We start from the raw sequence: 12,173 nt of genomic DNA on the forward strand, positions 1-12,173 counted from the left end.
TCCTCCCGTTACTCTGGGTTGTCCGCGAGGGATCTCGCCGCCTGGACGCAGTGGGCGAGCGCCTTGCGCGCGTAACCCGGGGAGGCCCCCGCGAGTCCGCACGCCGGAGTGACCGTGACCGCCTCCGCGAGAAGTCCCGGATGCAGCCCCAACCTGCGCCACAGCGTCCTGACACCCATGACGCTACCGGCAGGGTCCGACAATGCCGTGTCCGTGCCGGGCACGACACCGGTGAAGAGCCGGGTGCCGCTCTCCACCGCCTCACCGATCGCGTCGTCGTCACGCTCGGTGAGAAGGCTGAAGTCGAAGGAGATCGCCGCCGCACCCGCCCTGCGCAGAAGGGCGAACGGGACGTCCGGTGCGCACGAGTGGACCACGACGGGGCCGTCGGCGTGAACCCCGACGACGTCGCGGAGGGTCGCCTCGACGACCTGCCGGTCGACGGCGCGGTGGGTGCGGTAGCCGCTGGCGGTCCTGACCTGTCCGCGGAGCACGGCGGCGAGGGAGGGCTCGTCGAGCTGGAGGACGAGCTGGGCGCCGGGGATGCGGCGCCGCACCTCGGCGAGGTGTTCGCGCAGGCCCTCGGCGAGGGACGCGGCCAGGTCCCGGCAGGCGCCGGGATCGCCGAGGGCTGCCTCGCCGTTCCTCAGTTCCAGCGCGGCGGCGAGCGTCCAGGGGCCGACCGCCTGCACCTTGAGCAGGCCCTCGTATCCCTGGGTGAACTCCTCCAGGGCGTCCAGGTCTTCACCGAGCCAGGACCGGGCGCGCTTGGTGTCCCGGCCCGGCCGGTCCCCGATCCGCCACCCGCTGGGCTCGACGCGCGCGAACACCTCGACGAGCATCCCGGCGGTCCGCCCGATCATGTCCGCGCCGGGTCCGCGTGCGGGGAGCTCGGGCAGGAACGGGAAGTCGTCGAAGGAACCGGTGGCCGTCTTCGCGGCCTCCCTGGCGTCGCCCGAGGGGAGGGAGCCCACTCCGGTGGCGGGAGCGAAGGCGAAACCGGTCACCGTCCCGGCCTCACCGTCAGGTCGTTGATCTCCGCGTCCCTGGGCAGGTCGATCGCCGTGAGGATGGTCGTGGCGACGGACTCGGGGTCGATCCACTCCGAGGGGTCGTACTCCTTGCCCTCCTGCTGGTGGACCTTCACCTGCATGGGGCTCGCCGTGCGGCCCGGGTACACCGAGGTGACGCGGACGCCGTTGCCGTGCTCCTCGTTGCGCAGGGAGTCCGCCAGGGCCTTCAGGCCGTGCTTGGAGGCGGCGTACGCCGACCACTCCGCACTGGCCCGCAGACCCGCACCCGAGTTGACGAACACCACGTGCCCGCGCGCGGTACGGAGTTGGGGCAGGAAGTGCCGGGTCAGCTCGGCGGGGGAGATCAGGTTGACGTTGAGCTGGTGTCGCCAGGACTTGGGGGTCAGGTCACCGACCGGTCCCAGGTCGACCACTCCCGCGATGTGCAGCAGGGAGTCGACCCGGCCGGGGAGCGTCTGGTGGGAGAAGGCCCAGGACAGCTTGTCCGGGTCGGACAGGTCTCCGACGAGAGTGCTCGCCCCGGGGAACTCGGCCGCCAGTTCCTTCGCACGGCCCGCGTCGCGCGCGTGGAGCACGAGTTCGTCCCCGCGCGCGTGCAGACGGCGGGCCACCGCCGCGCCGATGCCGGAGCCCGCCCCGGTGATCACATGTGTAGCCATGCCGCCATGCTCGCATCACCCGGGGGTCACCCGATGCCCTGGCTCTCCTCCAGGTACGCCAGCGCCCCCACCGGCTCCTCCGCGAAGAACACCAGGTCGGTCAGCGGACGCGGCAGGAAGCCCTCGTCGTCCATGCGCCGGAACTGCTCCTTGAGGCCGTCGTAGAAGCCCGCGGAGTTCAGCAGGACCACCGGCTTGTCGGTGTGGCCGTGCTTCTTCAGCTCCAGGATCTCCGTCGCCTCGTCGAGCGTGCCCGTGCCGCCCACCATGATCACCACGGCGTCGGCCTTCTCCAGGAGCAGCTTCTTGCGCTCGGCGAGGTCCTTCGCGATGACCATCTCGTCGACCCCGGGGCGGACCTTGGCGGCCAGGAACTCGACGGAGACGCCGACGAGCCGGCCGCCCGCCGCGTGCACGCCGTCCGCGACGACCTTCATCAGTCCGACGTCCGAGCCGCCCCACACCAGTGTGTGGCCGCCCTTGCCGAGCAGTTCCGCGAACTCCCGCGCGGGGCGGGTGTAGCGCTCGTCGAGGTCGGCGGCGGAGAGGAAGACGCAGATGTTCATGGGCCCACCGTACGGGCCCGGTCCGACATCAGGGTCGCGCGGATCTTCGACTGCCGGTGCGGCAGCCGCGCCCAGTCGTCCATCAACCGGGCCTTCAGACCGTGGCGTGCGGCGAGTCCGGCCAGGGTCCGCGTCCGGTAGGAGAAGTCCTCGTGGGGCGCCCGGAGTCCGCGGCCCTCGGTGCGGTTGAAGGTGAAGTCGAAGAATCCGCCGGGTGCGAGGACGCGGCCCACATGCGCGAGGCACTGCTCGACGACCTGCCGGGGCGAGTGCGAGAAGACACTGTGCGCGTGGACGACGTCGAAGTACCCCTCGGGCAGGAAACCGAAGGTCAGGTCACCGACGAGCACCAGATGCGGCAGTTTGGACTGAAGGCCCTCGCGTACGAGGGTGCCCTGGGCGCCGAGCAGCATGGCCGGTGAGATGTCGATGCCGTAGTAGTGGCCGGTGTCCAGGTGGTCGATGAGGAGGCGTCCCGCGCGGAGGTTCCCGCAGCCGATCTCGAGCACATGGTGCTCCGGTCGCAGGCCGTGGGTCAGCAGGTAGTCGAACTGGAGCAGATGGTCGAACTGCGTCCGGTGGACGACGTTCCCGTGCTCTCCGGACGGATCTGCGGCTCCCATGAGGACCTCCTCGGGAAGAACTCGGGTCCTGCGCGCGCTGCACCTTCGACAGGACGGCTACCCCGAGGAGGCCCGACCGTGCCACCAGGACACCGCATCACCGTCGAGAAAGGCACCGCGCACGTCCGCGTCGTCCACGGCGACCAGGTCCTCGCGGAGACCGACCGGCCCCTCGTCCTGCGCGAGACGGGCTCTCCGGTGCGCTACTACATCCCCGCCGAGGACGTACGCCTGGACCTGCTGACCCCGTCGGACACCCACACCGTCTGCCCCTTCAAGGGGACGGCCTCGTACTGGTCGCTGCCGGACGCGGCGGACCTGGTCTGGGCGTATCCCGACCCGAAGCCGGGCGTGGCCGAGATCAAGGACCACCTCTGCTTCTACGACGTGGAAATCACCGATTAGTCCGGCGGCGGGTGGGAGTCTCACCGGCATGGACAAGAAGACTCTTTCCCGCGACGGCACACCCATCGCCTACGCCTCCACCGGGCAGGGCCCTGCCGTGATCCTCGTGAGCGGGGCGATGTCGACGGGCGGCACGGTCGCTCCGCTGGCCGTGCCGCTGTCGGACCGGTTCACGGTCCTCGTGTACGACCGCCGGGGCCGCGGCGAGAGCGGTGACACGGCCCCGTACGCGGTGGAGCGTGAGGTCGAGGACCTCGCCGCGCTGGTCGAGGCGGCGGGCGGTGAGGCGTGTCTGTACGGGATCTCCTCCGGTGGGGCGCTGGTGCTCCGGGCGGCCGCGAGCGGGCTGCCGGTGCGCCGGGTCGCCGTGTACGAGACGCCGTTCGCGGACTTCTCGGAGCACGGTGCGAAGGAGCGGGCCGAGTACACCGAGAACCTGACCGCCGCCCTCGCCCAGGGCCGGCGCGGTGACGCGGTCGAGCTGTTCCTCCGGCTCGTCGACATGCCCGACGAGATGATCCAGGGCGCCCGCCACTCCCCCGGCTGGCCCGCCATGGAGGCCGTCGCACCGACCCTGGCCTACGACAACGCCGTCCTGGGCGACGGTCTGGTGCCCCGGGACCGGCTGGCCTCGGTCACCGTCCCCGTCCTGGCGGTCGCGGGAGGCGCGAGCCCCGAGTGGCTCCAGGGGGCCACCCGGGCGGTCGCGGAGGCGGTGCCGCAAGGGTCGTACCGGAACCTGGAGGGTCAGACCCACATGGTCGACCCGAACGCTCTGGCTCCGGTGCTGGCGGACTGGTTCACGCGCTAGCGCCCGCCCTCGCGCGCGTGGTCGTCGCGATCGTCGCCGAGCCGACCACGCGCGTGTCGTCGTACAGCACGATCGCCTGGCCGGGGGCGACGCCGCGGACGGGCTCGGTGAACGACACCCGCAGCTCGCCGTCGACCAGCTCCGCGGTCACCTCCGTCTCGCCGCCGTGGGCGCGGAGCTGGGCGGTGTAGGTGCCGGGGCCGGCCGGGGCGGTGCCGCACCAGCGGGGCTTGACGGCCGTCAGCGCGTCGACGTCCAGGGCGGCGGCCGGGCCGACCGTCACGGTGTTGTTCACCGGGGAGATGTCCAGGACATAGCGCGGCTTGCCGTCGGCGGCCGGGGTGCCGATGCGCAGCCCCTTGCGCTGGCCGATGGTGAAGCCGTAGGCGCCCTCGTGGGTGCCGATCTTCGCGCCCGACTCGTCGACGATGTCGCCCTCCGCCTTGCCGAGGCGGTTCGCGAGGAAGCCCTGGGTGTCGCCGTCGGCGATGAAGCAGATGTCGTGGGAGTCGGGCTTCTTGGCGACCGCCAAGCCCCTGCGCTCGGCCTCCGCGCGGATCTCGTCCTTGGTCGTGACCGTGTCGCCGAGCGGGAAGAGCGCGTGGGCGAGCTGCTTCTCGTCGAGGACGCCGAGGACGTACGACTGGTCCTTCGCCATGTCGGAGGCGCGGTGCAGTTCGCGCGAGCCGTCCTGACGCACGATCACCTGGGCGTAGTGGCCGGTGCAGACTGCGTCGAAGCCCAGCGCGAGCGCCTTGTCGAGCAGGGCGGCGAACTTGATCTTCTCGTTGCAGCGCAGGCACGGGTTCGGGGTGCGGCCCGCCTCGTACTCGGCGACGAAGTCCTCGACGACGTCCTCGCGGAAGCGGTCGGCGAGGTCCCAGACGTAGAACGGGATGCCGATGACGTCCGCGGCGCGGCGGGCGTCGCGGGAGTCCTCGATGGTGCAACAGCCACGCGCGCCTGTGCGGAACGACTGCGGGTTCGCCGAGAGGGCGAGGTGGACGCCGGTCACGTCGTGGCCGGCTTCCGCGGCACGGGCGGCGGCGACGGCGGAGTCCACACCGCCGGACATGGCGGCGAGGACACGGAGGGGGCGCTGCGTGGAGTGAGTCATAACTCTTCAAGGGTACGGGGGCGCGGGAACCGGAGCCCACGAGTATCCGTTGACGATCACATGGGGGCGAGAGAGGCATCCAAGGACGGCGACCGGCGCATCGGGCGCCGCGCCCTGCTGATCGGCGGGGCGGCGGCCGCGGTGGGCACCGGTGTGCTGGCCCGGGACGAGCTGGCGCGGCTGTGGTGGCGCACGCCCGGCGTGGAGAAGCCGCGCAAGGAGGGCGAGGTCGACTACACCGGCGCACGCTGGGTCGCGGCCTCGGACGCCAACTGGCGGCGCGCTGACCGGCCGGACGACTACGGCATAGACATGGTGGTCGTCCATGTCACCCAGGGCAGCTTCGCCAGTGCGGTGAAGGCCTTCCAGGATCCGGGGCACCAGGCGGCCGCGCACTACATCGTCGGCAAGGACGGCCGGGTCACCCAGATGATCCGCGAGCTGGACGTGGCTTACCACGCGGGCAACCGCGACTACAACGAGCGCAGTGTCGGCATCGAGCACGAGGGCTTCGTGGACCGGCCCGAGGACTTCACGGACGAGATGTACGCGGCCTCGGCCCGGCTGACCGCCCGGATCTGCGCGCGCTACGACATACCCGTGGACCGCGAGCACATCATCGGGCACGTGGAGGTGCCGGGGACGGACCACACCGACCCCGGTGAGCACTGGGACTGGGACCGGTACATGAAGCTCGTGCGCGAGGTCGGCGCGGAAGTGTGACGCAGGTCACATGTTCGCGTTATTGTGAACAATTCATGAACGGGCCCCGCCCGATGTGTTCCGCACTCCGACGCTGACCTGCGGTGTGCCGACTTGGCTTTTTTTCAAGGGAGTTGGGGCGCGAAAGGCCTTTCTCACGATCCACAGGATTCCCGGCTCGCACCCAACTTCGCCCCAGTCTTCGCACAGCTCCCGGGCCAAAGCTCCACGGCCATGACACACACCACCGAGCCCGACAAGGGCGCGCACACGAGAGACGGTCAGGAAACCAAGGGCGAGCACACCAAGGAGGGCAGGGGCCGTAAGAAGGCCCTGCACCGGCGGAAGTTCCTCGGCGGGATGGCCGGGGTCGGCCTGGCCTCGGTCGGCGCGGCCGGAGCCGCCTTCTCCCTGCTGACCGAGGGCACCCGCAACAAGGCGGCCGCCGCCGACGGCAGCCTGGTCATCCCCGACCTGCTGGAGGGCACCGCGTCCGACGGCACCACCACGTTCACGCTGGCCACGCAGACCGGCACGACCGAGGTGCTCAGCGGGGTCTCCAGCACCACGTCCGGCTACAACCAGTCGTTCCTCGGCCCGACCCTGAAGTGGACCAAGGGCGACACCGTCCTGCTGGACATCACCAACAACCTCGACGAGGACACCACTGTCCACTTCCACGGGGCGCACGTCCCGCCGAAGATGGACGGCGGCCCGCAGAACGCGTTCTCCGCCGGGACGACCTGGGAGCCCACCTTCGAGGTCCTCGACGAGGCCAAGACCCTCTGGTACCACCCGCACGCCCTGGGCACCACGGCCAAGCAGGCTGTCCACGGCCTCGCCGGGATGATCATCGTGGAGGACGACTCGGACACCTCCGCCGCCCTGCCCGGCGACTACGGCGTCGACGACATCCCGCTGATCTTCCAGTGCCTGGCCGTCGACAGCGCCGGTGACATCAAGTACGACCAGGCCGGATACCTCACCAGCGGCCTCAGCTTCCCGGTCCTGGTGAACGGCACCAACGTCGACGACACCACCCTCGGCTTCACCGCCACCAAGACCCGCAACCGCTTCCGGGCACTGAACGCCTCGCCCGCCGACATCATCACCATCCAGCGCAGCGACGGCGGCACCCTGACCCAGATCGCCACCGAGCAGGGCTATCTGACGGAGGCCGCCGAGGTCACCACCATCCGGCTGGTGGCCGGCTCCCGCGCCGAGTTCGTCATGGACGTCACCGAGGACGTCACCCTCCAGGTCGTCATCACCACCGGCTGGATCCGCGGTGGTTCGGGCACCTTCGACTTCCTCACCGTCAGCGCGGGCGGCAGCGACTCACCCGACGACCTGCCGAGCACCCTCAACACCATCGACCGGTACGACACCACCGACTTCACGGCCCGCACGATCACGCTCAGCAACACGGGCGCGACCATGAAGATCAACGGCTCGGCCGGTCTCACCATGGCCAGCATGGCCATGATCAGCACCACGCTGGGCGCCAAGGAGATCTGGACGATCACCAACGCCAGCCAGCTGGAACACTCGTTCCATCTGCACGACGTGCCCTACCAGCTGATCTCGGTCAACGGGGAGGACCCCACCGGGGTCGACCTCGGCTGGCGTGACACCTACGAAGTCGTCGGCGGCGGCACGATAGTGATCGCCATGGAGTTCACCGACTTCGCCGACGACACGTACATGTACATGCTCCACTGCCATCTGCTCCAGCACGAGGACGAGGGAATGATGGCCTCCCTCATGGTCACGGAGAGCTAGCCGGCACCTGCTCACAGCCCCTTGGGACGGCTGCCGCCGGCAGTGGAAGTGCCGGCGGCAGCCTGCTGAAGGGTCTAGCAGCTGCCCTTGAACACGTCGACCTGTCCTCCGGTGCTGTTCGCCACCGCGAGGTCGGGTACACCGTCGCCGTCCAGATCGGCGGCCGCGGCATCGTAGGCACCGGGCGCGGACACCTCGGCGAGCGGGGTCGGTTCACCACTCGCCGCGCCCAGGAACGGGCTGACCGAGTTGCCCCGCAGCGACGAGACCATGAGGTCGGAGATGCCGTCGCCGTCCAGGTCGGCGGCGCCCACCGCGACCGGCAGCGCGGAGGTGGCGTACGTGGTGGCGGCGCCGAACGTCCCGTCGCCGTCGCCGAGGAGCACGTCCAGGGCGTTGGAGCCGTTGCTCACCGTGGCCAGGTCGAGCGCGCCGTCGCCGTCGAAGTCGCCCTGCGCCAGGGAGTAGAGGCGGGAGGTCGCGGCGTACTGGGCCGACGCGCCCAGCGCGCCCGTGCCGTCGCCGAGCAGGACGCTGATCCCGGCGCTGCCGACGCTCGCGGTGGCCACGTCCGCCGAACCGTCACCGTCGTAGTCGCCGACGACGACACCGTGCGGCTGGCTGCCCGTGGCGGTCTGGCCCCGGTCCTCGAAGGTGCCGTCGCCGCGCCCCAGCAGCACCCGCACCGTGCTCGGGCCCTGTTCGGCGACGACGAGGTCGGCCGCGCCGTCGCCGTCGAGGTCACCGGTGGCCAGGGCCCGCGGCGAGGCGCCGACGTCGATCGCCGAGGCCGCGCCGAACGTTCCGTCACCCTCGTTCAGCAGCACACTCACCCGGGCGCCGCCGAAGTCGGCGGTGGCCAGGTCGGGGCTGCCGTCGCCGTCGAAGTCGGCCGCCACCGTCTGGTACGGGCGGGTCCCGACGGTGTAGGAGGTGCCCTCGGCGAAGGTCCCGTCACCGTTGCCGAGCAGCACGGTCACCGAAGCCGCTTCGAGGTTCGCGGCGACCGTGTCCTGCGCGCCGTCACCGTTCAGGTCCACGATGACGACGTGGCGGGTGTTGGTGGAAGCCTCCGCCGAGGTGTCCAGGGGGATGTACGTCGGAGAACCCGCGCAGGACTCACTCACCTCGGCGACGGCCGGCGTCGCGCCCGCCGCGCCGAGGAGGAACAGGGCGGCCACGACGGCGAGGCCGGTCTGCCGGACGGCGCGGTGTGCGGGCGATGGCTCGACGGTCATGTCACGGCCTTCTGTCGACAGCAGGGGCGGCGGCGCCCACCGAAGGTAGACCAACACCCCGTCAACTGTCGACAGCTAGCCGCAATATTGCCGCGTGATCCTCGATTTTCCCGTGAGTGTCGACACTAGAAGCGACCATGGACGACCGGCCGTCGCGGGCCGGCCGTCGTCGGCCGAGGAGCGCTGCGGCTCCCCTACGTCAGCCCCGCCGCGCGGGCGCGCTCCACCGCCGGACCGATCGCCTTGGCGACCGCCTCCACGTCGGCCTCGGTGGAGGTGTGGCCGAGGGAGAAGCGCAGGGTGCCGCGGGCGAGGTCCGGGTCGGTGCCGGTGGCGAGGAGGACATGGCTGGGCTGGGCGACACCGGCGGTGCAGGCGGAGCCGGTGGAGCACTCGATGCCCTGGGCGTCCAGGAGCAGGAGCAGGGAGTCGCCCTCGCACCCGGGGAAGGTGAAGTGGGCGTTGGCCGGGAGCCGGCCTCCCGGGGAAGGGTCGCCGCCGAGGATCGCGTCCGGGACGGCCGTACGGACCGCTTCGACCAGGGCGTCGCGCAGCGCGCCGATCTCCCGGGCGAACCACTCGCGCTGCTCGGCGGCGAGCCGGCCCGCGACCGCGAAGGAGGCGACGGCGGGCACGTCGAGGGTGCCGGAGCGGACGTGGCGCTCCTGGCCGCCGCCGTGCAGGACGGGTACGGGGGTGTACTCGCGGCCCAGGAGGAGTGCGCCGATGCCGTACGGGCCACCGACCTTGTGGCCGGACACCGTCATCGCGGCGAGCCCGGAAGCGGCGAAGTCGACGGGGACCTGGCCGAAGGCCTGGACGGCGTCGGCGTGCAGCGGGACGCCGGACTCCCCGGCCACGTCGGCGAGTTCACGGACCGGCATCACGGTGCCGATCTCGTTGTTCGCCCACATCACGGTGGCGAGGGCGACGTCGTCGGGGTTGCGCTCGATGGCCTCGCGCAGGGCGTCGGGGTGGACGCGGCCGTGCGCGTCCACGGGGAGGTACTCGACCGTGGCGCCCTCGTGTTCGCCGAGCCAGTGCACGGCGTCGAGGACGGCATGGTGCTCCACGGGGCTGGCCAGGACCCGGGTGCGGGCCGGGTCGGCGTCGCGGCGGGACCAGTACAGGCCCTTGACCGCGAGGTTGTCCGCTTCGGTGCCGCCGGAGGTGAGGACCACCTCGCTGGGGCGGGCACCCAGTGATTCGGCGAGGGTCTCACGGGCCTCCTCGACGGTGCGCCTCGCGCGGCGGCCGGATGCGTGGAGGGAGGAGGCGTTGCCGGTGACGGCCAGCTGTGCGCTGAGTGCCTCGACTGCCTCGGGAAGCATCGGAGTCGTCGCGGCGTGGTCGAGGTAAGCCATGGTGACCCGATTCTACGGGCCCTGTCGGGAGGACTCGGTGCAAGGGTTGGCGCTAGAAGCTCCAGGACACCGTGCTGTCCATCTGCATGAACGCCACCAGCACCAGGAGGTCGGCGACGCCCAGGCCCAGACCCAGGAAGGCGCGGCCGCGGCGGGCGGTGCCGCGCCACAGGGCGACCGAGGCGAGGGCGATGGCGATCGGGCCGAGGAAGACGTTCAGGACGAGGAGGCCGACGAGGCCGAGGATGAAGGCGGCCACGGCCATGCCGTCGGCGTCGCGGACCGCGGTGCGCCGGGTGGTGTCATGGGTGGTGCTGTGGGTGGTCGGTGCGGTGAGCTGCATGGTGATCAGTCCCCTGGGTGCGCTGGTGTCGGGTGGTTCAGTGGGTCGAGGCGTGGCGGCGGGCGTGCCGCTCGCGGAGCGCGAAGATGCCGAGCCAGGCGGCGATCACGGTGGCGGCGACGGCGGTGAAGGCGAACGGCGCGTGGGCGACGGTGCCCAGGACGGCGCCGAAGAGCAGGAGTGCGGCGACGAGGAACAGCATGGGATGGATCCCCCTCCGAGATGCTTGCGTGGTGCTTCTCGTTACATGTCGGTGAACAGTTGTAGTAACAGTTGTTCACTGACTACAGAGTCTAGCGCGCCCGGCGACTTCTCAATTCCAGAGAACAGTTGTTTACTGATGACATGAGTCACACCCTCGGCATCCGGCAGGCACAGAAACAGAAGACCCGACAGGCGCTCCTCGACGCGTCGTTGGGACTGCTGGAGGAGCAGAGCCTGAGCAGTCTGGGCCTGCGCGAGGTGACACGCGCCGTCGGCGTCGCGCCGACCGCCTTCTACCGGCACTTCCGCTCCACCGCCGACCTCGGTATCGCCCTCGTCGAGGAGGCGCTCGGCAGCCTGCACCCCCTGATCCGCACCACGGTCACCTCGGCCGACAACGCCGAGGAACGCATAGTCCGCGCCGTCGAGTTGATCGCCCACCACGTGGCCACGCACCCCGCCCATGTCCGCTTCATCGCCCGCGAGCGGCACGGCGGGGTGCAGCCGGTGCGGGAGGCCATCCGGGGCCAACTGGCCCGGTTCGCCGAGGAGGTGAAGGAGGAGCTCGCCAAGGACGTGGAGTCCGAGGGCTGGAGCGACGACGACCTGCTGATGCTGGCGAACCTCTACGTCGACCAGATGCTCATCACCGCCTCGCTGTTCCTGGAGGCGCTGGAGGACTCGGAGCAGGAGCGGGAGCGGGTCCGGCAGGTCGCCACCAGCCAGCTGCGGCTCATCAGCATCGGCCGGGACCACTGGCGCGGCTGAGCCGGGCCGGCCTCAACGCCCAGGGGCGGCACCCCCGTTCACCGGGAGTGCCGCCCCTGTCGTACGACGTGGTGGGTCAGCTCTTCGTGGCCGACTCCGACGGCTGCTGGCTCGGCGCGCCGCTGGGCGCACCACTGGGCGCCGCGCCGCCCCCGCCGGGACCGCCACAGCCGCCGCCCTGGCCGCCGCCGGGACCGCCACCCTGGCCGCCGCCACCGCCGGGACCGCCGCTGGGCGCGCCGCTCGGCATACCGGAGGGCGCACCGGACGGCTGGGCCGTGCCGTTGGCGGTGGGGGCACCCGACGGGGCACCGCTGGGCATGCCCGACGGGCCACCGCTCGGCGCACCGGACTGACACGACTGCTGCCCGGAGTTGCCGCTGTTCGAGGACGACGACGAGTCGTCCGAGCCGCAGGCCACCAGGGCGAGGGGCGAGAGCGCCAGCAGGGCCACTGCGGGGATGAGACGCACACGCTTCATGAGAAACAACTCCAAGAAGGATGAGGGAGTCCTGAGGGCTGGAACTCAATCAACGCGGCTTAGGGCTTCCTTGAGT

The 12,173-nt window shown here is 71.1% G+C and carries 15 protein-coding genes; 5 read left to right on the forward strand and 10 right to left on the reverse strand.

Features of this window, described 5'->3' with window-relative positions; translation table 11 throughout:
* Positions 1-8: 8 nt before the first annotated feature.
* Genes HLK59_RS24535 through HLK59_RS24550 form a run of 4 tightly spaced genes read right to left on the reverse strand, consistent with a single transcriptional unit; the run spans position 9 to position 2,882 of the window.
* Positions 9-1,007 (reverse strand): methionine synthase, encoded by a 999-nt coding sequence (locus HLK59_RS24535; protein ID WP_171143655.1) that lies wholly within the window; start codon positions 1,005-1,007, stop codon positions 9-11.
* A complete protein-coding gene (locus HLK59_RS24540) occupies positions 1,004-1,693 on the reverse strand; it encodes an SDR family oxidoreductase (protein WP_171143656.1) in 690 nt (229 codons plus the stop codon). Before HLK59_RS24540 ends, HLK59_RS24535 begins: the two co-directional genes overlap by 4 nt.
* A gap of 26 nt (positions 1,694-1,719) precedes the next feature.
* Complete coding sequence (locus tag HLK59_RS24545; RefSeq protein ID WP_171143657.1) at positions 1,720-2,259, reverse strand: TIGR00730 family Rossman fold protein; 540 nt, start codon at positions 2,257-2,259, stop codon at positions 1,720-1,722.
* Positions 2,256-2,882 (reverse strand): class I SAM-dependent methyltransferase, encoded by a 627-nt coding sequence (locus HLK59_RS24550; protein WP_171143658.1) that lies wholly within the window; start codon positions 2,880-2,882, stop codon positions 2,256-2,258. Before HLK59_RS24550 ends, HLK59_RS24545 begins: the two co-directional genes overlap by 4 nt.
* 78 nt (positions 2,883-2,960) lie before the next feature.
* Between HLK59_RS24550 and HLK59_RS24555 the strand changes: the two genes are divergently transcribed.
* Positions 2,961-3,287: a DUF427 domain-containing protein gene (locus HLK59_RS24555; RefSeq protein ID WP_171143659.1), complete on the forward strand. Its 327-nt coding sequence runs from the start codon at positions 2,961-2,963 to the stop codon at positions 3,285-3,287.
* Between the two features lie 28 nt (positions 3,288-3,315).
* Positions 3,316-4,098, forward strand: a complete 783-nt coding sequence (locus tag HLK59_RS24560) for an alpha/beta hydrolase (RefSeq protein WP_171143660.1) — start codon at positions 3,316-3,318, stop codon at positions 4,096-4,098.
* On the opposite strand, the gene mnmA is transcribed toward HLK59_RS24560, so the two are convergent.
* Positions 4,088-5,215: a tRNA 2-thiouridine(34) synthase MnmA gene (mnmA, locus tag HLK59_RS24565; protein ID WP_171143661.1), complete on the reverse strand. Its 1,128-nt coding sequence runs from the start codon at positions 5,213-5,215 to the stop codon at positions 4,088-4,090. The two genes, HLK59_RS24560 and mnmA, sit on opposite strands and share 11 nt — an antisense overlap.
* A gap of 60 nt (positions 5,216-5,275) precedes the next feature.
* On the opposite strand from mnmA, the gene HLK59_RS24570 reads away from it, so the two are divergent.
* Positions 5,276-5,938 (forward strand): N-acetylmuramoyl-L-alanine amidase, encoded by a 663-nt coding sequence (locus tag HLK59_RS24570; RefSeq protein WP_171143662.1) that lies wholly within the window; start codon positions 5,276-5,278, stop codon positions 5,936-5,938.
* A gap of 213 nt (positions 5,939-6,151) precedes the next feature.
* Positions 6,152-7,699, forward strand: coding sequence for a multicopper oxidase domain-containing protein (locus HLK59_RS24575; protein ID WP_171143663.1), 1,548 nt, complete (start codon positions 6,152-6,154; stop codon positions 7,697-7,699).
* A gap of 74 nt (positions 7,700-7,773) precedes the next feature.
* On the opposite strand, the gene HLK59_RS24580 is transcribed toward HLK59_RS24575, so the two are convergent.
* The 4 genes from HLK59_RS24580 to HLK59_RS24595 all read right to left on the reverse strand — a co-directional run bounded on the left by HLK59_RS24580 (position 7,774) and on the right by HLK59_RS24595 (position 10,846).
* Entirely contained in the window at positions 7,774-8,937 is a 1,164-nt protein-coding gene (locus HLK59_RS24580) for a VCBS repeat-containing protein (RefSeq protein ID WP_171143664.1), read from the reverse strand.
* 194 nt (positions 8,938-9,131) lie between these two features.
* Positions 9,132-10,301, reverse strand: coding sequence for a cysteine desulfurase family protein (locus tag HLK59_RS24585; protein WP_171143665.1), 1,170 nt, complete (start codon positions 10,299-10,301; stop codon positions 9,132-9,134).
* A gap of 52 nt (positions 10,302-10,353) precedes the next feature.
* Positions 10,354-10,644: a DUF4190 domain-containing protein gene (locus tag HLK59_RS24590; RefSeq protein WP_171143666.1), complete on the reverse strand. Its 291-nt coding sequence runs from the start codon at positions 10,642-10,644 to the stop codon at positions 10,354-10,356.
* A 37-nt stretch (positions 10,645-10,681) separates the two neighbouring features.
* Positions 10,682-10,846 carry a hypothetical protein gene (locus HLK59_RS24595; protein WP_171143667.1) on the reverse strand — a complete coding sequence of 55 codons (165 nt, stop codon included), beginning with the start codon at positions 10,844-10,846 and terminating at the stop codon, positions 10,682-10,684.
* Between the two features lie 143 nt (positions 10,847-10,989).
* On the opposite strand from HLK59_RS24595, the gene HLK59_RS24600 reads away from it, so the two are divergent.
* Positions 10,990-11,616 (forward strand): TetR family transcriptional regulator, encoded by a 627-nt coding sequence (locus tag HLK59_RS24600; RefSeq protein ID WP_171143668.1) that lies wholly within the window; start codon positions 10,990-10,992, stop codon positions 11,614-11,616.
* Positions 11,617-11,692: 76 nt separating this feature from the next.
* On the opposite strand, the gene HLK59_RS24605 is transcribed toward HLK59_RS24600, so the two are convergent.
* Entirely contained in the window at positions 11,693-12,097 is a 405-nt protein-coding gene (locus HLK59_RS24605) for a hypothetical protein (protein WP_171143669.1), read from the reverse strand.
* Positions 12,098-12,173 lie beyond the last annotated feature (76 nt).

The organism is Streptomyces sp. S3(2020), assembly GCF_013044505.1.
Lineage (GTDB): Bacteria > Actinomycetota > Actinomycetes > Streptomycetales > Streptomycetaceae > Streptomyces.